The organism is Leucobacter denitrificans (assembly GCF_014396385.1).
In the GTDB taxonomy this organism is placed as follows: Bacteria; Actinomycetota; Actinomycetes; order Actinomycetales; family Microbacteriaceae; genus Leucobacter; species Leucobacter denitrificans.
Genome location: NZ_CP060716.1, coordinates 1,242,551 through 1,266,266, shown reverse-complemented (window position 1 = coordinate 1,266,266; position 23,716 = coordinate 1,242,551). Strand labels below are relative to the sequence as shown.

Below are 23,716 nucleotides of genomic sequence, written 5' to 3'. Positions count from 1 at the left end.
ACTGCATCCGTGGAGGATATACAAATCAGGTCGCACGCTCATGGACGCGGGTCACCGATCGCATAGTTACCGAGCTCCCGAGGTTCGACCCGGCCACCACGCCAATAGAACTCCCACGGCTTACTAAGCACAGACGACTTCGATATGGCGGTGAACAGCTTCGACCGAAGCGGCGTCAATGGTCGAGGCCACTTGTAGTTGAGGATGTCGTAGGCGGTTGTCAATCCCTGCACCATATTGATGCGCGGACGAGTGGTCTTCTCCCAATCGTGCAACGCATCGCGCACATCCTCTTCTGCTGCCAGACATTCGGCAAGCTCCCATGCTGCGCAGATGGCAACACCTGCACCTTGACCGAAATTGGGCGGCTGTGCGTGAGCCGCATCACCAATGATCGCAACGCGTCCCTTCACCCAACTGTCGCAGTACACAACCTCGTGGCGGTGGTGAACGGACATCTCCGGGACAACAGCATCAAAGTACTGCGCAAGGTGAGGGAAGTTCCGTTTCCAGTACGACTTGTCAAGTGGAACGCGTGTCGCGCGACGGTCCTTCTCCGGACCAATAATGAAAAGGTAGGTGTATTCTTCGGAGCACGGCGCAATACCGACACGCAGCTGACCGGACCAATGTTCGGTGCTGAAGGGTGCTTCGTTCGGATGTTTCGGAACTAGTACGCGCGTGGCCCCATCGCCGAGACCGACTTTGAGTCGAGCGAGCTGCAGTGAATCGCGCACACGCGAGTGCAGACCATCCGCCCCGATGACGAGATCCGCCTCGACCTGCTCGCCATCTGAGAAGTGCAGCACGCCCTTTGGGTCAGCACCGACAACCCGACGACCAGTGTGTATTTTGGCTCCGAGTTCGATCGCGCGGTCGCGCAGCGCATTGTGCAATTCGGAACGGAGGCAAACTACCAAGCGTTCCTTGCTCACATCGCGACTCGTAACAATCACCTGATCTTGATCAACAATTCGGGCTGCATTGATTCGGACGCCGGCGGATTCGATGCGCTCGCTGAGGCCAAGTTCGTCCAGAACATCGAAAGTGTTCTCTTTGACATAAATTCCGGCACCGATTTCGCGCAGATTGTTGCCCTGTTCGTAGACATCGACGTCGAAGCCTAACTTCGCGAACGAGGCCGCGGCCGCGAGTCCGGCGATGCCGCCACCTGCGATAGCGATGTGTTTCGTCATTGTTCTCTCTCTCTTTTCTTCATGATCTACGTGGTGCGGTGGCCACAGATGCTGGCTCAGGATGCTTAGTCGGACATAACAGTGATTTCATCTGCCCTGAAATGCAGAGGAACAGTCTCTCCGATGTTGACGACGCTGCCGCTGCCGATTGGGCGACGAGCGACCGCACGACCGATGCTGGGGATTGAGAGTTCAAGCTGCTCATTCTCGCCGAGCAGATTGATCTCTTCCACTGTCCCTCGCAGTTCGAATCCTGGGGTATCTGCGGGCAGTTCACCGATCCGCGTGAGGCTGGGCCGCGCAGCGAACTTCACTTCTCCGGACAGGGCACTGTTGAGTGAAGTTGCCTGCGAGAACGCACGGAGCACACCACCGGAGAGCTCAGCGTCGAAAATATTCGAATCTGAGAAGAACTTGGCGACAAACGAGTTCGACGGTTGTTTGAACAGTTGCATGGGTGTGTCGAGACCGACAAAGTTTCCCTGGTTCATAATCGCCACCCGGTCAGAGAGCACAAGTGCCTCCTCTTGATCATGCGTGACGTAGATTACCGTGGTGCCGATTTGCCGATGCACACGCTTGATCTCTGATTCCATTTGCAGACGAAGACTTCGATCAAGTGCACCTAGTGGCTCATCCATGAGGAGGATCTCCGGCTCGTACGCGAGGGCACGGGCAAGCGCGACGCGCTGTTGCTGACCCCCTGAGAGCTGTGCTGGCTTCCGATCCCGCAAGTGAGCAAGCCCGACGATATCGAGCATTTCCGCAACGCGCTTATTGCGCTGACCTCCCTGAACTTTGCGCACCTTTAGTCCGTACGCGACGTTCTCCGCCACGGTCATATGAGGAAAGAGCGCATAGTTCTGGAAGACCATCCCAAGTTGCCGTTCAGAAGGCGTGAGGCTCCTGAGATCGGTGTCACCGATTCGCAGTTCGCCGCTTGTTGCGTTTTCAAAGCCGGCGATAATACGAAGCAAGGTAGTCTTGCCGGAGCCCGACGGCCCAAGCAGAGTAAGGAACTCACCGTCACTCACGTCGAGGTTGAGCGCCTTCAACACTTCAGTGTCACCGAAGTTCTTGACGAGCCGACGGATGTGAAGTTTCACATCCCGGGTGCCTGCAGCTGTCATTTCTTTCCCTTTCGAAGCGAGGTGGCAATAAGCATTAGTGCCGTGGTGACGACCATGAGCAGTGTGGCAATTGCAGTGATTGCAGGATCTACTGCGTACTGCACTGAATCAAAGATGAATTTCGGCAGAGTGACGAGGCCCACCCCGCCGAGGAACGTAATGAGCACTGCCTCGTCGAAGCTCGTGATGAACCCCATGAGGAATGCAGCGAGCAGTGACGGCATGAGGAGACGCAGCGTAATGGTGAGCCATGCCTTCATTCGTGAGGCCCCCATTGTCATGGCGGCAAGCTCGAGATCCGGCTTGATTTGCTCGAGCGAAGTAGATAGCACGATGACGACGAGCGGAAGTGAGTAAGCGGTGTGAGCGAGAATGACGCCGACTTTTTCGCCGAGTAATCCGAGCTGAGCGAACACGCCGTAAAGACCAACCGCATAGGCGGCGACCGGGATGACAAGCGGAGCAATCGCAGAACCCTCGAGTACACCTTTCCCCCTGAGCGTGCTGCGCTTCAACGCGAACACGAGCGGCAGGGCGATGAGAAGTGAGAGAACGCCTACCCAAAGTCCGATTTCAATGGAAAGAACCGTCGGAGCTCCCCATTTGCCCGAGGTGAACACCTCGATATATCTGGCGAATCCCCACTCCTTCGGTGGGAAAAGAATGCGCGCATCATTGGCGAATGACATCACTACGATGGCGAGCGCGGGAGCAATCAGAAACAGTAGTGCGACGAAAGCGACAGTTCGACCCAGCCACTTGCTGAAAAGGTCTGTCAGGCGCGGCCCGCGCCGTAGTCGCTGATTCAGATTTGATGCGTTCATCCTCCGAGCCCTCCCTTCAGTGCCTTTGCGCCGACTGAACGCAGTGTCGCGAGCAGCACTACGAGTGCTATCGCTAGCAGGACAACTGAGGATGCGGCAGCTCGTGGGTAATTAAAGAAGCTGAATATGTCGTCGCCGATCACTGACGCCATGAATGGCACTTGTGCTCCGCCCAGAAGGACGGGGGTGATGTAGAAGCCAATACTGATCGCAAATACAATCGCTGCGGCAGCAACGAGGCCCGGCATGACGCTGGGGAGCCAAATCTTCAACATCGCACCGGTCCGAGAAGATCCAAGGATTCGGGCAGAATTGATGAGCTCGAGGTTGAATCCGGAAATCGTCGGATACATCGCGAGCACCGCATACGGCAACATGGTGTACGTCATGCCGAGAATGACAGCGAATGGCGTGTACAGCAGTGATAACGGTTCGTCAATCATCCCAATCGAGATTAAAAACGAGTTGATGACGCCGTTTTTTGCGAGCAGCACCGCCCAGGCGTAGGTTTTCACGACAACACCCATCCAAAACGGCAACAGTACTGCAGCCCATACGAGACCCTTTACCCAACCACGTTGTGGTGTGGCAAGAATCCAGGCTAGGGTCCCGCCGAGTATCAGGCACAGAGCCGTGACGATGATCGACATGACCATTGTGTTGATCATCGAATTTCGGATCGCACCCGACGCGAAAACTGCTGCAAAGTTTGAGAAACCTCCTTCGCCTTCGGTGAATGCGTCCACGGTCAATTTCACGAGTGGGTAGACCACAAAGAGAAGAACGAGGATGACGAGCGGGATCACCATTAGGATCGCGGTCGGCCTCGGCAAACTCGCGGTCCACGACTTTCGCCTTCGGCTGCTTACAGCAGCCAGCAGTTCTGTCATGGTTGGATTGGACATCCCCGTTCTCCTATTCTTAGTTATGCGAAATCAGCCGCGGAGGAATTCTTGCCAACGGTCGTTGATATCCTGATAGTTCTCCACGTACCAGTTGAAGTTCATGCCACCGAGCAATTCGCGATTCTCGGGGTAGTCCGCAAGGGTCTTCGCTACATCAGCATCGATGTAATCGAATGATTCGGGGTTTGGTACTGAGTAGCCGAGTGCCTGGCCCCAGTTCGCTGCAGCCTCCGGATGGGTCGCAATCCATTCGACGAACTCCCAGGCCGCGTCTGAATTTTCAGACCCTTCGACTACGTTCCAGAAGCCAGGGTTGTAAAGCCCCTGATCCCAGTGGATCTCGAGGTTGCCCATTTCATCTGAGATGGCGTACGATCGGCCACTATATCCGATCCCCATATCCACCTCGTTGGTTGAGAGGATCTGCATGTATTGGTCGCCACTATTCCACCAAGTGCCGCCAGCCGCTTTAAAATCCTCGAGTTTGGCGAATGCGCGATCCATATCGATCTCATGGTTAGCGAGTTCGGCAGGATCGACTCCCGATGCAATCTCCGCAAGGCTCAAATTGACAAGGGGTGACGTCGAGATGCTCGTGCGTGACCCGGGGAACGTCTCGGTGTCGAACATTTCAGTGGTGTTCTGCGGGCAGACAGTCACTGCGTCAGCGTTGCACGCCGTGGTATAGCCGAGGATCGACCAAGTGATACCGAAGTCAGTGACTGCGTCCTCTGGCAGTGCTTCCAGGATACGTTTCTTGACGTCATCGGGCATCTTCTGGACAAGGCCCTTGTCATAGGCGATGTATGCATCAGGTGCAGAGGTCGAATCAAGCAAATCCCATTCGACATTATTCGCCTGGTTCTGCGCTTCAAGGCTCGCGACGTACTTGCCGGGCGCATCGACGATCTGCACGTCGTATCCAGTTTCCGCCATAAACGGTTCTGCGAGGAACTCCATAGTTGCCGACGTGAACGGGTCACCCCAGCTTGCTATTACGAGTGAGACCTCTCCTCCATTCTCGTCACCCTCGCCTGTCGTTCCGCCGCCACTTGAGCAAGCTACGAGGCCGAGGGATGCAGCTAAGCCGAGTGCAGCGATGCTGCCGAGACCTAGTCGCCGTTGAATCTTCGTTGATTTCATTGCGTTTCATGCCTTTCTGGTTTTTTCATTGTGGAAGAGCTTGAAAGTTTTGTTGCTGTATTCGAGGGCTTACGGTGTGTAGATCTGGGGGAGTCATCCGATGTGCGCCAGGAGGACTTATTACCCAGAACACTCGCGCTATATCTCCGCCGGCATTCACGACACGGTGGGGTGTCGTGGAGTGGAATGAAAGCGAGTCTCCCGCATCGAGAAGATGCCGTTCCTCACCGAGTTCTACGCCGATGCTTCCGCCGAGTACGACAATGAGTTCCTCGTGATGCCCATGCGAATATTGCCCCTCACCAGTGGAACCTCCCGGTTCGAAAGATACTTCGAGAATTTCGAATCTGCTGAGGCCTCTGGAGTTGACGATCGTCTTAAGGGCTTTATCCCCAAAGGGTAAACCGGGCCGCCCGGCAGCGCGCACAACTGCTGAGTAGCCGCCTGTCCCTACCGCACCGAACACGTCGTGAATATTCATCCCTAGCGCTTCAGTGATCAGTCGTAATGAACTAATACTGGCTTGGGTCCTTCCTCGTTCGAACTGGCTGAGGAAGCTCTGGGATAGACCAGTTGCCATAGACATCTGTTGTAGCGTCATGGCAGCACCCTTGCGCATGCGTCGGACCATTGGTCCGATGTCTTCGTGGTCCATAAGCCTGCCTCACTGCGAACTCCCGACTGGGGGACGTAGACACGACTTTACATCATTAGTGAAGATTTCTACAGTACTTGTTCATATTTCTTAGAACTCAAGCAGCAATTTGATGTACTTGGTCTGATTTTGGCGGCATACCTTCACTCTGACTGTTTAAGATCTGTGTACATACTGAAATTACTTTCAGTGAGGGTAACAAACAGGTTGGAAAGCGATTGAAAGTGCCTCATGTCAATCGGCAGGTGTTCACATGGTTTCTAAAACAGGCGACCCGCAGTCGCGGGTTCTGGCTCCTCGAGCTCGAGGAGCGCCCGTTTGCGGTCGAGCCCACCCGCGTACCCGGTCAGTGAGCCATCGGAGCCGAGCACTCTGTGACACGGAATGATGATGCACACGGGATTGTGCCCCACGGATTGCCCGACCCTCTGCGCAAGGGCCCGGTTGCCGAGCGTCACAGCGAGTTCGCCGTAGGTAGTGGTTTCGCCGTAAGGAATGTCGCGCAGCAGGTTCCACACCTGCTGCGAAAACTCGTCACCGTTCGGAGCGAGTTGCAGGTCAAACTCGGTTCGTTCGCCCGCAAGGTATTCGCGGAGTTGCCGAGCAGTCTCAGCGAGCACGGCGTCTTCTGGCTCGAACCCGAGGTCTTCGCCGAGCATCTCTGGCGCCGGTGGGTACCTGTGGTCTGGAAAGTACAGGCCCGTGAGCGCATCTCCCTCTGCGGTGAGCAACAGCTCGCCGAGCGTGGTGGGGTACACACCGTGGCGGATCATGTTGATCAGTGTATGCGGAGAGTGGAGGGGCCGACGGGAATCGAACCCCGGCAAGCCGCTTGGGGCAACGCATCGCGTTGCACGGCGACGGCGCTGGCGGTAGCCAGTTACGGGTTCTTGGGATTCCCGGAGTATCCGACACTATGTGGAGGGGCCGACGGGAATCGAACCCGCGTTCTCAGCTTGGGAAGCTGATGTCTTACCATTAGACGACGGCCCCGGAACGAGCAATTACGTGCTCGCGAGCCTGTATGAGCCTAGCAGAATTGTGGCGCACGCCTCACCTGCAGGAGGGCGGAACTTACTCCGCGGCCTCTTCTGGTGGTGTCTGGCACACCGCGCGCTCGGTGAGCAAGGCGCCCTGTTCCTCAGCGGTCCATGGCAGCTCGGCTCCGGTGAGTGCAGCCAGCTGGAACGCGAGAGCCTGGGCGAAACCAGATCCCGCCGACGAGTTGTTCAGTGCAACGATCACGGTGAGTCCGGTCTCAGGATCGGAGTACGCGGCGCTGATGGTGCCGGTGACTGATCCACTGCGACCGAAGAGCGGGCCTATCTTTTCGATACCACCAAACCCAATCTGGCGACCTTCGGTGTCGGGCTCGCTTGTGGGGTTGCCCTGTTCGTCACGCTCGGGGTTCTTCGCTGGGCGCACCTCAGTGGTGTCTTGCCCGCCACCGAAGTCGCCCGAGAGGTACGCGTCGTAGAACTTCTTAAGGTCGGTGACCGTGGTGAGCGAGGCGCCCGCACCCTGAATCATGCTGGTGGAGAGCCCCGAGAGCGTGCCCGCCTCGGCCTCGCACACCGGTGCTCCGCCGCTTGACGGGTAGGTGAGCGGCGTGAGGCTGCTCTGGGGAATCTCGGTGTCATCAAAATCCGAGGGATACGAGCTTGAGGTCATTCCCGCGGGCGTGAAGACGCGCAGTTGCAGGAGATTCGCGGTCTTGAGATGGGTGTGCAGGCGGATCGACCGGTCGAGCACAAGCGCATTCGTGTCAGAAAGGTTCACGTTTTCGCCTGCCCAGGGGAGGGGGACTCGGCGAGCCCATACGCGATGAGTTCTTGTTCGGGCCATGGGCGCGTGGGGTTGTTGGTGACTCGGTCGGAGAGCCCCTTCTTAAAGTCGGCAAGACCCGAGGTCTGGTCGCAAAGTTGGCGATACGTTACCTCGTCAACGCCTGACTGGCGCGTGAGGTCTTTCGTGATCTTTCGGTCGAGCGAGAGCTCGCCCTCTTCGACGAGGCTCAGAAGCAACGCGCACATGACGGGCTGCGAAGACTGGGCCGCTCGAAAGCGAGTCGCAGCGTCAACACCGTCGCCGAATCCCTGCACATAGGCGGTGTCGCCGTTCCATACGCCGACGACTGCCTCTGTGGATCCGCTCAGAGTGAGCGCGTTCGCGACTGCCTCGTCGAACGACGTTGCAACCTCAGCGCTTACGGTATTCACGTCGGAATCGCGCGTGCCTGCTTCGCCGCCGGTGCATGCGGTGAGTCCGAGAGCTGCGACAGTGAGCACACTGAGTATCGCTACCTTGCGTACTGACTTGAGCTTGGAGAACACGGAACCGCCTAACCTGACCTGCGAATGACGAGGGCATGAACCCTCCGATGATACTCTGTGGCACCCGCGTCGACGCTGAGTGTACTCGGCGAGTAGTATGAAACATGTGATGATTTTTGACGACGCTGTTACCGCTGCCGTTACGGGCCATATGAATGGCGACCACCCTGAAGACTCCTTGCTTATTGCGCGCGCATTTGGGTTTCCCGAAGCGAAGGCGAGCAAGATGGTCGGGCTCGACGCCAAGGCCGGTATCTGGAGCGTGACCGACGGTGCCGGGGAGCACGAGCTTCGTGTCGAGTGGCCTTCGGGTGAGATCTCGGAGCGGCCAGAGATTCGTCGCGAGGTCGTGCACCTGTACAAGGCGGCGTGCGAGAAGCTCGGTGTTCCGGCGCGTGAAGAGCACCAGGCGCCTGCGGGTTCTGGTGCGCATGGCCACGGGCACGGAGTGCACGGCCATGGTCACCCACACGGCGCGACAGGTGAGGAAGAGGGCGGCCCAAAGTCGTTCTCGCAGGTGATTCGCGAGAGCTCGTGGGGCGACCACTCGAGCAGCGAGGGCTCCACGTTTATGGAAGACATAATGCGTGGCAAGGGTACGAAGCAGGATTACATCGACCTCGTCGCACAGCACTACTTCATGTACGACGCGCTCGAAGAGGTGTCGCAGCAGCTCGATTCAGACCCTGAGTTCGCGAAGTTCCACCCGGCAGACCTCGTGCGACTCGCAACCCTCGAAGCCGACCTTGAGTACCTCATCGGTGGCGACTGGCGCAATCAGATCGAGCCAGTTCCCGCGACCGCAGAGTACGCGGCGCGCATTCGCGAAATTGGCGCAGAGGGGTGGATCGCGGGAATCATCGCACACCACTACACCCGATACCTCGGAGACCTTTCTGGCGGCCAAATGATCGCGAAGCGTGTCTCGAAGCAGCACGGTTTCGACGGTGCGGGCGTCGAGTTCTACAACTTCGAGTCGCTCGGCGACCTGGCAGCGTTCAAGAACGAGTACCGCGCAGGCCTCGATCGTCTTGGCGAGCGCATCGACGAGGAAGAGCAGCAGCGCATGGTCGCAGAGGTGCGCCGTGCTTACGCCTTCAATACCGCGGTGTTCGTAGACATGAGCAAAGAGAAGGCTGCCCAGTCAGCGTAAGCAGCTTGCTGAGCAGTCGCGAGGCGTAGCGCCGCTGCCTTAAATGGCGGTGCTCGCGTGAATCCTTAGCTCCGCGTGTGCGCCCAGACGACTGCTTGCAGGCGATCGCGCACCCCGAGTTTTTGCAGCAGGTTCGACACATGAGTTTTCACTGTCGCCTCGCCGAGGAATAGGGAACCGGCGATCTCAGCATTCGTGTGTCCGTGAGCGAGTAGCCCCAGCACCTCGCGCTCCCGTTCGGTGAGGCCCGCAGCCTCGACCGCTACGTTGAGGGCGGAGTTGCTTACGGTACCGCCCGCGTTGCTGCCAGCGGAGCCACTCGCGTTTTGAGCCGAGTAGGTTGTGGGCGCTGCCGATCCACCGCCCGGCGCCCCACTGCCTCGAACGCGCGAGAGTACCGCGCCCGTCACCTCTGGGCTCAACAGCGACCCGCCCGAGGCGAGCAGCCGCACGCCGTCAATGAGTTGTTCGGCACGTGAGGTCTTGAGCAGGAACCCGCTCACGCCTGCGGCGAGCGCGTCGAAGAGGTACTCCTCGTGGCCGAAGGTGGTGAGCACGAGCACCGCCGGTTTCGAACCGTCGGGCCCACCGGATCCACCCGCCCCAAGGATCTGCCGTGAGGCCTCGATACCGTTCATGACGGGCATCTCGACGTCCATGCAGATCACGTCGGGCGAAAGCTCTGCGGCGAGCGCGACCGCCTCTGACCCGTTCGTAGCCTCACCGACAACCTCTATGTCGGGCTCTGAGTCGAGGATCACGCGAAATCCCGATCGTACGAGTGATTGGTCGTCGACGAGGAGTACGCGGATCATGCTTCAAGTATTCCAGGATCGCTGATGGGTACCGTTGCGCGAACGATGAAGCCGCCGGTTTCGCGGCGCCCTGCGGTTACTGATCCACCGACGGCGCCGATGCGCTCGCGCATGCCGCGCAAGCCGAGGCCCGGGAGTTCGGATTCGCGCGCGAGGGTGGTGCGCACTCCGTTGTCGCTGACCTCAACCTCAGCAAACTCGGGGGCGAAGCGCAGCCTAACCGTCGCTTCAGCTCCGCGGCCCGCGTGCTTGCGCACATTCGTGAGCGCCTCTTGCACGACCCGGTACAGCGCGACGTCGACGAGCATCGGAAGCGGGCGAGTTTCGCCGGCCACGATGAAGGTCGTCGGTACTCCCGAGCTTTGCGAGGAACGCACAAGCTCAGGGATCTGCGTGGTGCCGAGTGTGCTCGAGATGCCCTCGGGTCCGGGCTCGCGCAGCGTGTGCAGCAGCTGCCGAAGCTCCTCGACGGTCGCCTGTGCCGAGGATTCTACGATCTCGAGGGCGCTCGTTGCCGCCGCAGGATTGGTCTCAAACGACCGCCGAGCAGCAGCCGCCTGAATGCCCATGACCGACACGTGATGCGCGACCACATCGTGCAGCTCGCGGGCGATCGCGACGCGGTCAAGGGCAACGGCTTGGGCCGCGCTCGTGCGACGTTCGCGGTCGAGTTCACGAGCCTGCGCCTCGAGCCGCGCCTGCGCGTTGGCCGAGCGCCAGGCGCGCTCGCCGAAGAAAAAGGCTCCGGCGAAGTACATCAGGTTCGTGATGATCTGCAGCACCGCGAAGGTCGCGTAGGCAGAGAACAAGCCCGAGCGCGAGATGCCCTCAAACGCACTCGTGTCCGACGATGAGATGACGAGTGCCACGATAAGCCAGACGATAACGCCCGCGGCGATGCCGAAGCGCACCCAGAAGGCGAGCCTGCGATTTGGCTCCCACGCACCGACCGAATACAGCGCGAGGAAGAGCGTGATGTTCAAGATGAGAATCTCGGGAACCCCGAACTGGCCAGCAATGAAGAACCCGATGGCGACCGCAATCGCGACGTACGACGGGTAGCGCCTTCGCCACGCGAGCGGAAGCGTGCCGAGCGCCAGCGAGATCGTCCACACCCATGGCGCAGCGTACTCGTCGAAGATTCCGGTGCGCATGTAGAGCAGCGACGTCGTGAGCGCCGCGAGGGCGAGCGCGAGCGCGAGCCCCAGATCCACCCGTAACTCAGCGGCGCTAGGTCGCGGGCGCACCCAGCTTCCATTCACCGCTGCAGGCGCGCTGATCACCGTGTCATCGAGAGTCGTGGCCATACCTCAAGCGTAGGGGCGCGTGGGGTGGATCGCCTCCGCCAGAAGGATGAGCGGGTTGATCCACCGCTGCCCGAATTCAATCGCGAGGGGGAGGCGGTGCGGCCCCGCCCGGGAATACCGTTGAGGTACGACGCAATGAAAGGTATCGCATGATCCAGATAGAGGGCATCTCGCGCAGCTTCGGCGAGCGCCTGGTGCTGAACGACGTCAGTTTCACGGTCGACCGAGGGCGCATGACCGGCTTTGTCGGCGGCAATGGCGCGGGTAAGACGACGACGATGCGCATCCTGCTCGGAGTGTTGGCCGCCCACGCGGGTCGGGTGACGCTCGATGGGCACGAGTTGACGCGGGCGGATCGCGCACGCTTCGGCTACATGCCCGAAGAACGCGGGCTGTACCCCAAGATGAGGGTGCAGGAGCAACTCGTCTATCTCGCGAAGTTGCACGGTGTGAGCGCTGAGGCCGCGAAGGCGTCAGCTTCGTCGCTGCTTGAGCGGCTCGGACTCTCGGAGCGCGCGAACGACACACTCGAGAGCCTGTCGCTCGGCAACCAGCAGCGCGCGCAGATTGCGGCGGCGCTGGTGCACGACCCGATCGCTCTCGTGCTCGATGAGCCATTCTCGGGTCTTGACCCCATGGCGGTCGACGTGGTGGTTGGTGTGCTGCGCGACTACGCGGCCAAGGGTGTGCCGGTGCTCTTCTCGTCGCACCAGCTCGACATTGTTGAGCGGCTCTGCGACGACATCACGGTCATCGGCGGCGGCAAGATTCTCGCATCGGGGTCGCGCGAGGGCCTACGCGAGGCGCATGCCGGGCGCGAGTTCGAGATCGAGCTTTCGGGTGACTCAGCCGATGCCGGCTGGGTGCGAGAGCAGCCGGGCGTTACGGTGACGCACCTCGATGGCGGGTACGCCCGCTTTGAGGCCGAGAGTGATGCGGCTGCACAGGCCGTGTTGCAGGTTGCGGTTAGTGGATCGCGATCCACACCCGGCGCTGCGACCGATGCGGCCGGTGCAGTTTCGACCGCGACCAGCACGACAGTGCGACGCTTTGCACCGGTCGTTCCAACGCTCGCCCAGATTTTCAAGGAGGTCGTACAGTGACCACGCAGCTTTCCCCCAGCGCATCTGCCACACAGATGAGCGCACCCAAGGCCGTCTGGCTCGTCGCCGAGCGCGAGATCACCACCCGGCTGCGGTCGAAGGCGTTTCTTATCTCGACCGGCGTGCTGCTGTTTCTCACCCTCGCCGCTGTCGTGTTTGGCGGGTTCATGGCGAAGACCGGCGGCTTCGGCAGTGACGAGCCGACGCGGGTTGCGACCGTCAGTGAGACGAGCGATTTTGCTGAGCAGGCCGGGTTCGAAGTGGATCAGGTCTCCGACCGTGCTGCCGCCGAAGAGCTCGTGCGCTCCGGTGAGGTCGAAGCCGCGCTCGTGCCCGGCGGGGAAGGCCCACTCGGATTCACCGTGCTCATTGAGGATGCTGGTGCGGTGGACCTGCTGCAGTCGCTCACGGTGTCGCCGGACGTTGAGATCCTTGCGCCAGAGGACCCAGACGCTGGCAACCCATTCCTTGCCTACCTCATCGCGATTGCGTTCGGCGTCGTCTTCATGATGAGCGCCGTTACGTTCGGCACGACGATCGCGCAGAGCGTGGTCGAAGAGAAGGCGACCCGCATCGTCGAGATCCTCCTCGCGACCGTGTCGGCGCGCACGATGCTTGCGGGCAAGATTCTCGGTAACTCGATCCTTGCGCTTGCTCAGGTGGTCGCGATTGCGGCGCTCGCGTCGGTCGGCCTGCTCGCGACGGGTCAAGATCTGCTGCTCGGGGAGCTCGGCACCTCGCTCATCTGGTTCGCGGTGCTCTTCGCATTCGGGTTCGTGTTGCTCGCGACGCTCTACGCGGCGCTCGCCTCGCTGGTATCGCGGCAGGAGGATATCGGGTCGGTGACGAGTCCCGTCATGATGCTGGTGATGCTCCCGTACATCGCGATCATCCTGTTCCATGACAACCCGCTCGCGCTTGCGATCATGAGCTACATTCCATTCTCTGCGCCCGTTGGCATGCCGATGCGGTTGTACCTCGGCACCGCTGAGTGGTGGGAGCCGTTCCTCTCGCTCGGGATCCTCGTTGCTTCGATCGCGCTCATCGTCGGGCTTGCCGCGCGCATGTATGAGGGGTCGATCCTTCGCACCGGGGCACGCGTGAAGATCCGCGAGGCGCTGAAGAGCTAAGGGCTGGCGCCCGCCGGGGCCTTGGCTGGCCCGATCCGCCACCCCGGCCCCGCCACCCCACCGCGGTTCAAATCCGAGTCAGTTTCTGCCCTTAAGCGGTGAGCTTTAAGGGCAGAAACTGACTCGGACTTTTTTCAGAGGCCGAGCCTGGTGGGGCCGAAATGGTGACGGGTGAGATTGGGGGTTGACAGCTCCAGCACAGGTGCGTAGGTTCATTAGTGAAGTAACTAACCAAAGAGGTTGCGGGAGCGCAGCGATGATCCACCAAGAAGCGAGGTGAACCGTGTTTGACGATTCACGGCCCATCTTTGTTCAGCTCGCAGAGCGCCTTGTCGACGACATTTTGCGCGGCCGCTACGAAGAGGGCGCGCAAGTGCCGTCGACGAACGAACTCGCCGCGTTTCTGCGCATTAACCCCGCAACCGCGGGCAAGGGGCTTGGGCTGCTGGTCGAGCAGGGAATTCTCGAGAAGCGTCGCGGCATCGGCATGTTTGTCACCGCGGGGGCAAAGGGGCGGATCGCCGCAGCACGAAGCGGCGGCTTTGTAAGCGATTTCGTCGAGCCGCTTGTTCGTGAAGCCCGGTCGATTGGACTCGATCGCGCGACAGTGATCCGCTTCGTCGACGAAGCGCTCAGCGAATCAACCAACCTCGCAACTGACCAACAGCCACAGCCCACGAAAGATTGAGAAGGCTATGAACTACGCAATAGAAACGACGAACCTGACGAGGGTGCACGGATCCACGCGCGCGCTCGACGGCGTGACCGTGAACATTCGCAAGAACACCATCACCGGCCTGCTCGGGCGCAACGGTGCGGGCAAGACGACGTTCATGTCGCTCGCGACTGCGCAAGACCGGCCGACCTCTGGTCGGGTTCGCGTGCTCGGCGAGGCGCCATTCGAGCACGCGGGAGTGCTCGACCAGCTCTGCTTCATTCGCGACAACCAGCGGTATCCCGACGACTATTCGCTCAAGCACGCACTGCGTGCAGCGCGAATCTTCTACCCGAACTGGAGCCAGGAACTCGCCGATGAACTCGTCGAGATGTTCCGGATTCCGAAAAAGACCATCGTGAAGAAGTTCTCACGTGGGCAGACTTCGGCTCTCGGCATCGTGCTCGGCCTCGCCTCGCGAGCGCCAGTCACCTTCTTCGACGAGCCGTACCTGGGTCTCGACGCAACCGCGCGACACTATTTCTACGACGTGCTGCTGCGCGACTACCAGGCGCACCCGCGCACCATCGTGCTATCGACGCACCTCATCGACGAAATGGACAGGCTGCTCGAGCGCGTCATCATCATCGACCGGGGCCGCATTGTGCAAGACGCTGACGTCGACGAGCTTCGCGGCGCGGCGTACCAAATCTCGGGGCCAGCGCAGGCCGTCGATGCGTTCGCTGAAGGTCGCCGGGTGTTGAGCAGCCACCGGGTCGGCGGGCTCGCGACCCTCGTCATCGAGGGCACACTCACCCAGGCGGATCACGACACCCTCACCGCAACCGACCTTGAATACGGGCCGGTCACCCTGCAAGAACTCGTCGCAGCCTACGGTTTCGACGATGTGGAGAGCCCCGTAAAGCTCGAGGAGGCACGCTCATGAATCACATACTGAAGGTCACAAAACTCCACTTCAATAAGCCGATGGTGATGTTCGGGGTTCCTAGCTTCATCATCCTTATCGTGCTCGTTGTCACTGCGCTAATCTCCTTTATGCTGCAGCGGGCGGGGCTCGATCCATCATCGCCAGATTACGCCGATGGTGCGCGCTGGAATCAGGGCATGATCTGGTCGCTCCCAGGGTTCCTTATCTACTACGGGGTGCAGGCTGTCGCGACCACCTACCCGTTTGCGCTGGCACTCGGCGCGACGCGTCGAGCCCACGTGCTCGGCACCGCGGTCGCGAACCTCGTGTTGTCGCTCTACGTCTCGCTGTTCATGCTCTTGTTGCTCGGCATCGAGCTCGCGACAAACCACTGGTTCTTCTCGGTCTACGCGCTCGACATCTACATGCTCGGCGCGGGCAATCCGCTGGTGTTGTTCGTAACGACCTTCTTACTCACGTTTGTGTCGACGTCGATCGGCGGAATGTTCGGAGCGGTATGGGTGCGGTTCGGGAGCAAGGGGCCGACCTTTGTGGCTCTCGGTCTCGCGCTGATCCTCGTTGTACTCATGCTCATCTTCGTGCCGCAGTTTGAGTCGATCATTGCCGCGGTTACCCGGCCGCTGCTTGCTGGTGTGGGGCTTGGGGTTGCGGTGCTCGCCCTCATTGCAACCTGGTGGGTGATGCGCCGCGCGACCGTGCGGTAGTTTCGCGGGTCGACCCGGCAGTAGTGGTTGCTTGAGTTCACGCGAAGCAACCACTACTGCCGTCTCGACCTGAGCACCGGCTAAGCAAGGGGGAGTACGGTGTACCCATGATCAGAGACATTGAAGTCCAGCTGCCCGGCGGCGAAACGAAGCGCTTCGGCGACATCGCGCCGGGTGCAGCACTCGTGGTGAATGTGGCGTCGAAGTGCGGGTTCACCCCGCAGTACGCGGGCTTGGAAGAGTTGCACAAGGAGTTCGCGCCCCAGGGCCTCACGGTGATCGGGGTGCCGTGCAACCAGTTCATGATGCAGGAGCCAGGCACCGACGCAGAGATCGCGGAGTTTTGCGAACTGAATTACGGGGTCACGTTTCAGTTGCTCGCAAAGACGAAGGTGAATGGGCGCGGCACCGATCCACTGTTTAAAGAACTGCGTAAGGGCAAAGACCCCGAGGGTCACGGCGGGCTCGTGCGGTGGAATTTCGAGAAGTTCGTTGTGGATCGCGACCCCGCAGACGGCTCGCCCCGCATCGCGCGCTTCAGATCTGACACCGAGCCCCAAGACCCCGCACTGCGCAAAGCTATCGAGGCAGCCCTCAGCGCCTAGGGATTGAACTACCCGAGTTCCGCGCGCTCGCGCATGAAGCGAACCACGTTCGGATCCACAATCACATCGCGCGGCTGCAGCGGCCTCGCGAGATACAACCCCTCAAGCGAGCGCACTCGACTGAGCGCAACATACGTCTGACCGGCACTGAAAGCCCGCGGCCCGAGGTCGATTTGCGCGGCATCGTAGGTGTGTCCCTGAGATTTGTGGATCGTAACAGCCCACGCCAGTCGCAGCGGAAACTGCTCGAACTCGGCAACGACCTCTTTCTCGAGCTTCTTCGTGTCGGCGTCGTAGCGGTACCTGAAGCGCTCCCACACCGTGGGCTCAACTTCGAACTCTTCGGGGTCTGAGGTTCCATCGCCTATCTCGACCCACACCGTTCCGTCGATGCGCGAGACCGTGCCGATTGTGCCATTGACCCAGCGCCCGTCGGGGTCGTTGCGCAAGAACATGACCTGCGCGCCAGCCTTGAGTTCGAGCACCTCATCGGCGGGGTACGTGTTCTCGCGAAATTCGCCGGTGACCTCAGCAACCGCCTTCAGTGACGACCCACGAATCTCGGCAAGGCGCTCAGCGTTGATGCGGTTCACGGTCGCGTTCGTGGTCGCGAGTGTGATGACATCGCGCGGCGCAGGCCTCGCACCCGCGGTGTTGAGCTCGCTCGCGTGCGTCTCCTCAACAACCCCGAAGCGCACGGCGCCGAGAATCTGTTTGAACCGGTCGTCACTTTGACGGTGCACCTCGGTGAGTTCGATGACGGTGAGCGGTGTCGATTGCCATACGTTTGAATCGAAAAACCAGAGGGACCGATACGTGTCGTCGAAGTACGCGCGCTCGTGCGGGTCGCGCGGCGGCACCGGCGGCAGCTGAAACGGGTCACCAAACATAATGATCTGCGCGCCCCCGAACGGGTCGTGCTTCTTGCCGCGGGCCAACCTCAGTGAGCGATCAATCGCATCCATAAGGTCGGCAGACACCATCGAAATCTCGTCGATGACGAGGGTGTCGATCGATGCGAGCATCTTCTTGAGCTCAGCGGGTTGGTCGAGCTCGTGATCCGCAATGATGCCGGTCGGCAACCTCAGTAGCGAGTGGATCGTCTGCCCGCCCACGTTCAGCGCAGCAACCCCCGTCGGCGCGCAGACCGCGATGATCTTCGAGGTATTCCATGCGAGGTGGTTCAGAATAGTCGACTTGCCCGTGCCCGCACGCCCAGTGATGAAGAGGTGCTCGCGAGTGTGCTCGATGCGCTCGTACACGGCAAGCTGTTCGGGGCTGAGTTCGGGGCGGGGCACTCGATTAGGGTACCGTGAGAAGCCGTCGTGGATCGGCACGGGGCACGGCGGCGGCACAGTAAGTAGCATCGCAGTGGCATACTTACTCGGTGCTGACAAACACTCTGCGACGAAATTTCGCGCTGTTCTCGCTCGCCCTCGGAGGGTTCGCAATCGGTATCACCGAGTTCGCGACGATGGGTGTGCTTCCCGATATCGCGCGAGGATTGCTGCCCGGATATGACGAGAATCCCACGCAGGTGATCGCACAAGCTGGAACACTCATCAGCATCTACGCACTCGGCGTGGTCGTGGGTGCGCCGGTTATCGCGATCCTCTTCGCGCGCATGTCTCAGACGATGCTCATTCGCTGGAGTCTCGGTGTGCTCGTGCTTGCGACGCTCGGTTCAGCGATTATGCCAACATTCTGGTCGGTCGCCGCGTTTCGGTTCGCCTCGGGCCTACCGCACGGCATTTACCTCGGCACTGCAGCGCTTCTGGCTGCGCAACTGTTGGGACCCGGCAACATGGGCAAGGGCATTGCGATTTCGATGAGTGGCCTCACAATTGCCAACGTGATCGGGGTGCCTCTCTCGACCGTGCTCGGTCAGCAGTTCGGCTGGCGCTGGGTCTACGTCGTAGTTGCGGCGGTGTTCGCGGTCACCCTGCTGCTCATCGTGTTGTTCGTGCCAGCGACACCGGGAAACCCGGGTCGGAGCGCCAGGCACGAGGTGCGCGCCCTCGCAAATCCTCGCGTGTGGCTCATGGTCGGTGCTACGGCGATTGGTTTCGGCGGGTTCTTCGCGGTGTATTCGTACATCGCCGACGTGACCACGCGCGAGATCGGGCTTGCTCCATCGATGGTTCCGTGGGTCACTGCCGTGCTCGGGCTCGGCATGGTGGTCGGCAACTGGATCGGTGGCCTGCTCGCCGACAAGAACATGCGCATGGCAGCACTTCTCGGCCTAGCGGTGTCTGCAACAGCATTCGTGCTCTACGCGGCGTTCGCCAGAACTCCGGTGTCGTTGTTCCTGCTCGCGTTCCTCGTGAGCACAGCAACGATGACGTTCAGCCCAGCGCTATCAGCACGCCTCATTCGTGTGTCGAATGAGGCACGTTTGCTCGGCGCCGCGATGAACCACGCCGCCGGAAACATTGCAAACAGCCTCGGTGCTTGGCTTGGCGGAATCGTGATCGCTGCGGGGCTCGGTTATCTCGCTCCCGGATGGCTCGGTGCAATGCTTGCCGCGGGCGGATTCGTACTCATGCTCGCCAGCCTCGCGGTTGAGCGTCGGGACAAGGGTCGCAACGTCGACACGAGCGGAATCGCCATCGGCGAGATGTTCGACTAAGTCTGCAAGTTAGGCCGAGGCGTTCGTGAGTTGCTCAATCGAACTCTTCGGAGCGCGCACGAGCCAGAGCATGAGCGCGAGGCCCGCAGCGAGCACGATGGTGATGCCAAGGATGCCGAAGTGCGTCGCCCCAAACCAGCCGATAAATGCTGCCCAGAGCCATGGTGAGAGGAAGCTCATCACGCGCCCGGTCGTGGCGTAAAGTCCAAAGACCTCACCCTGCATATTCGATGGCGTGAGGTGGGTGAGTAGCGAGCGGCTCGCAGCCTGCGCGGGGCCCACGGCAGCGGAAAGCACGAGCCCACCGATCCAGAAAATAATCTTGCCCTCTTCGCGGAACAGGAATATAAACAGCGCGCTCGCGATAAGCACGATGAGCGACCAAACGACGATGGTTCGCGGCCCGAACCGGTCGTCGAGTCGCCCCACGAAGATGGTTGCGACGCCCGCAACGAGGTTCAAGGCGATGCCGAAGATCATGACCTCGTTCGCTGAAAACCCGAACGACACGGCCGCGAGGATGCCGCCGAATGCGAAGACCCCCGCAAGTCCATCGCGGTACACAGCGCTGGCGATGAGGTACCAAAAGGTCGTGCGGTTCGACTTGAATAGCCCGCGGAGGTCGTGCACGAGCACGGCGTAGCTGCGGAAGAATCCGACCTTTGGGCGTTCGTCTCGAGCGGGCGCTTCGGGAACCCAGAGCAGGAATGGGATCGCGAAGATCACCGTCCACACGGCTGCGCCAGCGGCGATCAAGCGGTAGGCGAGACCGTTCGATGTGTCCATACCGAACCAGTCGAGCTGGGTCACCACGACCACGATGACGAGCGCGAGGATGCCGCCGATGTACCCGAGGCCCCAGCCGAGGCCGCTCACGCGCCCGACGGTCTTCTTCGTTGAGACGTCGAATAGCAGCGCGTTGTAGTTCACTCCCGCGATCTCAGAAGCGACCGAGCCGAATGCGACGGCAAACGCACCGAACCAGAAATACTGTGGATCGGCGTAGACGAAGAACAGCGAGAACTGCAGGAGCGCGAGCACCGCCGTCGCACCGATGACCCAGCGCTTCTTGTTACCGCGGGCGTCGGCCTGCTGTCCAAGCACCGGCGCGATGAGTAAGACGACGATGCCGGCGGCGAACGTGATCCACCCATACGAGGCTGACAGCTCTGAGAGCCCCGAACAGTACGCGGTCGACGCATCAGCTGCGCGCGAGCACACGAGACTGCCGTCTGCGTTCTCGGCCGCGACCTCAGTCGGAAGGAAGGTGTCAGAGACGAGGTAGAGCGACACCCACACGAACGTCAGAATGACGGAATTAAAAGGCTGCGTTGCCCAGTCCCACAGCGCCCACGATGCGACGGTGCGTCGTTTGGCGGGAGGTATCGAGGTCGTCGGTGTCTCGCTCATGGTCTCAGCGTAGCGCGATACAGTACTTTCACCGCCTGGCGCGGCGCGCGTATTAGGGAGAAGGGGTGAACGGCCGATGAACACTTCACCCATGACTCTCGGGGAGCTCGTTTCGATCGATACTCTGCACACTCACGTCATCGCGGGTGCTTCGGGCCTCGACCGCCGGGTTCAGTGGGCGCACAGCTGCGAACTCGACGAGCCGTGGAAGTGGCTCGGTACCGATGAGCTGCTCATGACGGTCGGGTTTTGTGTGCCGAAGTCTGCGGCGAAGCAGGTTGAGTTTGTGCGCGAACTCAGTCGGGCAGGCATCGTGGGGGCGATGATCGGGGCGCGGATCGAAGATCTGACGCTCAGCCCTGAAATGCTCGAAGAAGCAAACCAACTCGGCTTTCCGATCATGAACACTGCGCCCGAGGTGCCGTGGTCGGCCGTCGCGCGGCACGTCGCGGCCGCGACGAGTGCCAGTCAGACATCGCAAGTGATGACGCTCGCGAAGCTGTATGAACTCACTGCAATGAGTGCAAACGCCACCGAGCTCGCGCGCAACATCGCCACGTTGCTTCGGATCGAGCTCACCGTGCACGAGACTGAGTCGGGTCTTGAGATCATGAGCTCTCGCGATCACACAACAACAGGCAATGATGAAGGCGCGGAAGACGACAGTACGGTGTCGTTGCGCGTGCGAACTCACGAACTCTCGAGCAGATTCGCGGCGAGCCTTGAGGTCGGTGAATACCCGGGAGCCGGACTCGGGGCAATGGTGCTTGTGCACCTCAAGCGCGTGCTTGAGGTTGAGACTGACCGACTGATGTTTGAGGTGTCGGCTCAGGCCGACGCTCTCCAGGAGCACCTTGCACAGTTGCTGAAAGGTAACGAGCCCGAGGGCGCGGCAGAACTCTTTGCAGCGCACTCTCTCGGGGGTGCATTTCGAATCATCGCGTTTCCCCAAGAGGGCGCTCAGCTCGTAGCACGCGCAGCGATAGTGCGAAATTTCCGGGTACTTGTGGGGCGTAACAGGTCGTTGGGAATCATCGTCGCGCCAGCGGTCGAAATTGGGCGGGTAAAACAGTTGCTCGGAGAATGCGACATGCTCGCGGGAGTCTCGAGTCTGTTTGACGAGCTTTCAGATGCGAGAAGCCTTGTATCCGAGGCTGAGAGCGCGCTCATGGACGCGGAGTCAACCGGAACGAGATGGTCTGAATTTGCGGGGAGTCGCATCGCGATGCTCTCTCGAAGTGAGCGCGAGGCCCACGACATCATCAAGGAGGTCCTTGGCCCATTGGGAGAGTCGACCGAGCGGGCGGCCGTGCTTCGTGACACACTCTTCACCTATCTTCGCCACGAGCGCAGTTGGAACGATACGTCGGCAGATCTTGGGATCCACCGCCAAACACTGTCGTATCGACTGCGTCAGGTTGAGTCACTAACGGGTAGATCGATCGCTAAGACTGAGGATCTCGCGGCGCTCTGGATCGCGTCACAGGCCTGGCAGAAATACGGGGCTGTTACCCAAGTTCACGGCTGAACCAAATTTCATACTCCAGTACAGTCGACCTGTTCGCTGGAACAGTTTACGCTCGTCTCGAGCGCGAGTGCACGGACGCAGTCGCAAGCAATCGAGACTAAGAAGGTTCAGTAATGAGTGCCAACGTGGCATCGAACTTTGTCAATGGCAACGTATCTTTCTGGGTACATCAAGAGGGGCGTCCCTCGCAGCGGCCTGCATTACCGGGCCCGATCGAGGCTGACGTCGCGATTGTCGGCGCCGGAATGACCGGTCTGTGGACTGCCTATTACCTGAAGAAGGCCCGCCCAGACCTGAACGTCGTCGTGCTCGAGAAAGAGTTCGCCGGGTTCGGTGCGTCGGGCCGCAATGGCGGCTGGCTCAGTGCGAAGGCACCCGGACAGTTCCGCCGCTACGCAAAAGCCGGAGGGGTACCAGCCGCAGTTGCGCTTGAGCGGGAGATGTTCTCATCGGTGCGAGAGGCAGTCGACGTGGCGCAGGCCGAAGGTTTCGGTGAGCACGTCGTGCGCGACGGGCTTATCCACGTAGCGACGAGCGAGGCGCAGCACAGCCGTCTTCGCTCCGAGATTGGCAAGCTCCCGAGTCACGGCTGGGTCGAAGGCGAGGATTTTCAGTACCTCACGCCCGCTGACCTCGACGAGCGAGTGCACGTTGCAAACGCAGTCGGAGCGTACTGGAGCCCTCACTGCGCACGCATTAACCCTGCGGAGTTCACGTTCGGACTCGCGCGCGCGGTTGAGCGCCTCGGTGTCACGATCTATGAGGACACGACGGTTACGAGCATCGAACCGCGAGTCGCGCACACTGATCGCGGCGACGTGCGAGCGCAGCACATCGTGCAGGCGCTCGAGGGGTACACGCTCACACTCGCGGGGCAGCGCCGACGCTTCCTGCCGATGAACAGCTCGATGGTGGTCACCGAGCAACTCACCGACGAGCAGTTCGCCTCGGTCGGATGGAATGGTGCCGAACTGATGGGCGACGTTGCACACAACTTTGCGTACATTCAGCGCACCGCTGACAACCGCATCGCGCTCGGCGGGCGCGGGGTTCCGTATAACTTTGGATCGAGCTTCAATCGCGACGGTCGCACCGCAGATGTGGCAGTTGAGCAACTCGGGGCTCGCATCGTTGAACTCTTCCCGGGGCTTCGTGACGTGAAACTCGCCCACAGTTGGTCAGGAGTGCTTGGTGTTCCGCGCGACTGGTGCGCGGGCGTGAACTACGACCCTGCAACAGGTCTTGCCGACGCTGGTGGTTACGTGGGTCACGGCGTGACCGGAACCAACCTCGCTGGCCGAACCCTGCGCGACCTGATCCTCGGTGAATCGACCGAGATCACCCGCCTTCCGTGGGTCGGTCGCGCGGCTCGCAACTGGGAGTTCGAGCCATTGCGGTGGATCGCCGCGACCGCGCTGTACGCTGCGTATCGCTTTGCCGACCAGGAGGAGTACCGTACCGGCCAGGACAAGACGCACATCTCGGCGCGCGTCGCGAACCTCATCAGCGGGCGGTAGCGTGACCCCCTCGGAAGTGGGGGCA

General features: G+C 60.7%; 21 protein-coding genes, 1 tRNA gene and 1 pseudogene. 10 read left to right on the top strand and 13 right to left on the bottom strand.

Annotated features, from left to right (window positions below; translation table 11 throughout):
• Positions 1-38: 38 nt before the first annotated feature.
• The 9 genes and pseudogenes from H9L06_RS06095 to H9L06_RS06055 all read right to left on the bottom strand — a co-directional run bounded on the left by H9L06_RS06095 (position 39) and on the right by H9L06_RS06055 (position 7,955).
• On the bottom strand, positions 39-1,196 hold the full coding sequence (locus tag H9L06_RS06095) for an FAD-dependent oxidoreductase (RefSeq protein WP_187554373.1): 1,158 nt from the start codon (positions 1,194-1,196) through the stop codon (positions 39-41).
• A 65-nt stretch (positions 1,197-1,261) separates the two neighbouring features.
• Positions 1,262-2,326, bottom strand: a complete 1,065-nt coding sequence (locus tag H9L06_RS06090; RefSeq protein WP_187554372.1) for an ABC transporter ATP-binding protein — start codon at positions 2,324-2,326, stop codon at positions 1,262-1,264.
• On the bottom strand, positions 2,323-3,150 hold the full coding sequence (locus tag H9L06_RS06085) for an ABC transporter permease (RefSeq protein ID WP_187554371.1): 828 nt from the start codon (positions 3,148-3,150) through the stop codon (positions 2,323-2,325). The genes H9L06_RS06090 and H9L06_RS06085 overlap by 4 nt, the downstream gene beginning before the upstream one ends.
• Positions 3,147-4,055 carry an ABC transporter permease gene (locus tag H9L06_RS06080; RefSeq protein WP_187554370.1) on the bottom strand — a complete coding sequence of 303 codons (909 nt, stop codon included), beginning with the start codon at positions 4,053-4,055 and terminating at the stop codon, positions 3,147-3,149. The genes H9L06_RS06085 and H9L06_RS06080 overlap by 4 nt, the downstream gene beginning before the upstream one ends.
• A gap of 30 nt (positions 4,056-4,085) precedes the next feature.
• A complete protein-coding gene (locus tag H9L06_RS06075; protein ID WP_187554369.1) occupies positions 4,086-5,198 on the bottom strand; it encodes an extracellular solute-binding protein in 1,113 nt (370 codons plus the stop codon).
• A 25-nt stretch (positions 5,199-5,223) separates the two neighbouring features.
• The gene (locus tag H9L06_RS06070; protein WP_187554368.1) at positions 5,224-5,853 is read right to left on the bottom strand and encodes a helix-turn-helix domain-containing protein; all 630 of its coding nucleotides are present in this window, start codon (positions 5,851-5,853) and stop codon (positions 5,224-5,226) included.
• Between the two features lie 260 nt (positions 5,854-6,113).
• The gene (locus H9L06_RS06065; protein ID WP_187554367.1) at positions 6,114-6,626 is read right to left on the bottom strand and encodes a methylated-DNA--[protein]-cysteine S-methyltransferase; all 513 of its coding nucleotides are present in this window, start codon (positions 6,624-6,626) and stop codon (positions 6,114-6,116) included.
• A 146-nt stretch (positions 6,627-6,772) separates the two neighbouring features.
• Positions 6,773-6,846 (bottom strand) — tRNA-Gly (locus tag H9L06_RS06060).
• A gap of 81 nt (positions 6,847-6,927) precedes the next feature.
• Positions 6,928-7,955 (bottom strand): annotated as a pseudogene (locus tag H9L06_RS06055) (serine hydrolase domain-containing protein).
• A gap of 340 nt (positions 7,956-8,295) precedes the next feature.
• Here H9L06_RS06055 and H9L06_RS06050 point away from each other — a divergent pair.
• Positions 8,296-9,339, top strand: coding sequence for a biliverdin-producing heme oxygenase (locus tag H9L06_RS06050; protein ID WP_246454529.1), 1,044 nt, complete (start codon positions 8,296-8,298; stop codon positions 9,337-9,339).
• 65 nt (positions 9,340-9,404) lie between these two features.
• On the opposite strand, the gene H9L06_RS06045 is transcribed toward H9L06_RS06050, so the two are convergent.
• The gene (locus tag H9L06_RS06045) at positions 9,405-10,154 is read right to left on the bottom strand and encodes a response regulator (RefSeq protein ID WP_187554365.1); all 750 of its coding nucleotides are present in this window, start codon (positions 10,152-10,154) and stop codon (positions 9,405-9,407) included.
• Positions 10,151-11,461 carry a sensor histidine kinase gene (locus tag H9L06_RS06040; protein ID WP_187554364.1) on the bottom strand — a complete coding sequence of 437 codons (1,311 nt, stop codon included), beginning with the start codon at positions 11,459-11,461 and terminating at the stop codon, positions 10,151-10,153. The genes H9L06_RS06045 and H9L06_RS06040 overlap by 4 nt, the downstream gene beginning before the upstream one ends.
• Positions 11,462-11,610: 149 nt before the next feature.
• Here H9L06_RS06040 and H9L06_RS06035 point away from each other — a divergent pair, with 149 nt between their 5' ends.
• The 6 genes from H9L06_RS06035 (at position 11,611) to H9L06_RS06010 (ending at position 16,607) form a co-directional block, all read left to right on the top strand.
• Positions 11,611-12,564 carry an ABC transporter ATP-binding protein gene (locus H9L06_RS06035; protein WP_187554363.1) on the top strand — a complete coding sequence of 318 codons (954 nt, stop codon included), beginning with the start codon at positions 11,611-11,613 and terminating at the stop codon, positions 12,562-12,564.
• Positions 12,561-13,694 carry an ABC transporter permease gene (locus H9L06_RS06030; RefSeq protein WP_382336263.1) on the top strand — a complete coding sequence of 378 codons (1,134 nt, stop codon included), beginning with the start codon at positions 12,561-12,563 and terminating at the stop codon, positions 13,692-13,694. The genes H9L06_RS06035 and H9L06_RS06030 overlap by 4 nt, the downstream gene beginning before the upstream one ends.
• Positions 13,695-13,977: 283 nt before the next feature.
• On the top strand, positions 13,978-14,382 hold the full coding sequence (locus H9L06_RS06025) for a GntR family transcriptional regulator (protein ID WP_187554362.1): 405 nt from the start codon (positions 13,978-13,980) through the stop codon (positions 14,380-14,382).
• 7 nt (positions 14,383-14,389) lie between these two features.
• Positions 14,390-15,295 (top strand): ABC transporter ATP-binding protein, encoded by a 906-nt coding sequence (locus H9L06_RS06020; protein ID WP_187554361.1) that lies wholly within the window; start codon positions 14,390-14,392, stop codon positions 15,293-15,295.
• A complete protein-coding gene (locus tag H9L06_RS06015; RefSeq protein WP_187554360.1) occupies positions 15,292-16,002 on the top strand; it encodes a DUF2254 domain-containing protein in 711 nt (236 codons plus the stop codon). Before H9L06_RS06020 ends, H9L06_RS06015 begins: the two co-directional genes overlap by 4 nt.
• A gap of 107 nt (positions 16,003-16,109) precedes the next feature.
• Positions 16,110-16,607: a glutathione peroxidase gene (locus H9L06_RS06010; RefSeq protein WP_187554359.1), complete on the top strand. Its 498-nt coding sequence runs from the start codon at positions 16,110-16,112 to the stop codon at positions 16,605-16,607.
• Positions 16,608-16,615: 8 nt separating this feature from the next.
• Here H9L06_RS06010 and H9L06_RS06005 read toward each other — a convergent pair whose 3' ends face one another.
• Positions 16,616-17,905 carry an ATP-dependent DNA helicase gene (locus H9L06_RS06005; RefSeq protein ID WP_246454274.1) on the bottom strand — a complete coding sequence of 430 codons (1,290 nt, stop codon included), beginning with the start codon at positions 17,903-17,905 and terminating at the stop codon, positions 16,616-16,618.
• A gap of 89 nt (positions 17,906-17,994) precedes the next feature.
• Between H9L06_RS06005 and H9L06_RS06000 the strand changes: the two genes are divergently transcribed.
• Positions 17,995-19,236: an MFS transporter gene (locus H9L06_RS06000; RefSeq protein ID WP_246454273.1), complete on the top strand. Its 1,242-nt coding sequence runs from the start codon at positions 17,995-17,997 to the stop codon at positions 19,234-19,236.
• 9 nt (positions 19,237-19,245) lie between these two features.
• Here H9L06_RS06000 and H9L06_RS05995 read toward each other — a convergent pair whose 3' ends face one another.
• Positions 19,246-20,646, bottom strand: coding sequence for an MFS transporter (locus H9L06_RS05995; RefSeq protein WP_187554358.1), 1,401 nt, complete (start codon positions 20,644-20,646; stop codon positions 19,246-19,248).
• 91 nt (positions 20,647-20,737) lie between these two features.
• Here H9L06_RS05995 and H9L06_RS05990 point away from each other — a divergent pair, with 91 nt between their 5' ends.
• Together H9L06_RS05990 and H9L06_RS05985 are read left to right on the top strand one after the other, a co-directional pair.
• Positions 20,738-22,174: a PucR family transcriptional regulator gene (locus tag H9L06_RS05990; protein WP_187554357.1), complete on the top strand. Its 1,437-nt coding sequence runs from the start codon at positions 20,738-20,740 to the stop codon at positions 22,172-22,174.
• Positions 22,175-22,287: 113 nt separating this feature from the next.
• Entirely contained in the window at positions 22,288-23,691 is a 1,404-nt protein-coding gene (locus H9L06_RS05985; protein ID WP_187554356.1) for an NAD(P)/FAD-dependent oxidoreductase, read from the top strand.
• The last annotated feature ends 25 nt before the right edge of the window (positions 23,692-23,716 follow it).

What these genes read in the sequence shown, in the direction of transcription:
- H9L06_RS06095 (WP_187554373.1), bottom strand. Translation starts at nt 1,196, where the DNA reads ATGACGAAACACATCGCTATCGCAGGTGGCGGCATCGCCGGACTCGCG.
- H9L06_RS06090 (WP_187554372.1), bottom strand. Translation starts at nt 2,326, where the DNA reads ATGACAGCTGCAGGCACCCGGGATGTGAAACTTCACATCCGTCGGCTC.
- H9L06_RS06085 (WP_187554371.1), bottom strand. Translation starts at nt 3,150, where the DNA reads ATGAACGCATCAAATCTGAATCAGCGACTACGGCGCGGGCCGCGCCTG.
- H9L06_RS06080 (WP_187554370.1), bottom strand. Translation starts at nt 4,055, where the DNA reads ATGTCCAATCCAACCATGACAGAACTGCTGGCTGCTGTAAGCAGCCGA.
- H9L06_RS06075 (WP_187554369.1), bottom strand. Translation starts at nt 5,198, where the DNA reads ATGAAATCAACGAAGATTCAACGGCGACTAGGTCTCGGCAGCATCGCT.
- H9L06_RS06070 (WP_187554368.1), bottom strand. Translation starts at nt 5,853, where the DNA reads ATGGACCACGAAGACATCGGACCAATGGTCCGACGCATGCGCAAGGGT.
- H9L06_RS06065 (WP_187554367.1), bottom strand. Translation starts at nt 6,626, where the DNA reads ATGATCCGCCACGGTGTGTACCCCACCACGCTCGGCGAGCTGTTGCTC.
- H9L06_RS06050 (WP_246454529.1), top strand. Translation starts at nt 8,296, where the DNA reads ATGATTTTTGACGACGCTGTTACCGCTGCCGTTACGGGCCATATGAAT.
- H9L06_RS06045 (WP_187554365.1), bottom strand. Translation starts at nt 10,154, where the DNA reads ATGATCCGCGTACTCCTCGTCGACGACCAATCACTCGTACGATCGGGA.
- H9L06_RS06040 (WP_187554364.1), bottom strand. Translation starts at nt 11,461, where the DNA reads ATGGCCACGACTCTCGATGACACGGTGATCAGCGCGCCTGCAGCGGTG.
- H9L06_RS06035 (WP_187554363.1), top strand. Translation starts at nt 11,611, where the DNA reads ATGATCCAGATAGAGGGCATCTCGCGCAGCTTCGGCGAGCGCCTGGTG.
- H9L06_RS06020 (WP_187554361.1), top strand. Translation starts at nt 14,390, where the DNA reads ATGAACTACGCAATAGAAACGACGAACCTGACGAGGGTGCACGGATCC.
- H9L06_RS06015 (WP_187554360.1), top strand. Translation starts at nt 15,292, where the DNA reads ATGAATCACATACTGAAGGTCACAAAACTCCACTTCAATAAGCCGATG.
- H9L06_RS06010 (WP_187554359.1), top strand. Translation starts at nt 16,110, where the DNA reads ATGATCAGAGACATTGAAGTCCAGCTGCCCGGCGGCGAAACGAAGCGC.
- H9L06_RS05995 (WP_187554358.1), bottom strand. Translation starts at nt 20,646, where the DNA reads ATGAGCGAGACACCGACGACCTCGATACCTCCCGCCAAACGACGCACC.
- H9L06_RS05990 (WP_187554357.1), top strand. Translation starts at nt 20,738, where the DNA reads ATGACTCTCGGGGAGCTCGTTTCGATCGATACTCTGCACACTCACGTC.
- H9L06_RS05985 (WP_187554356.1), top strand. Translation starts at nt 22,288, where the DNA reads ATGAGTGCCAACGTGGCATCGAACTTTGTCAATGGCAACGTATCTTTC.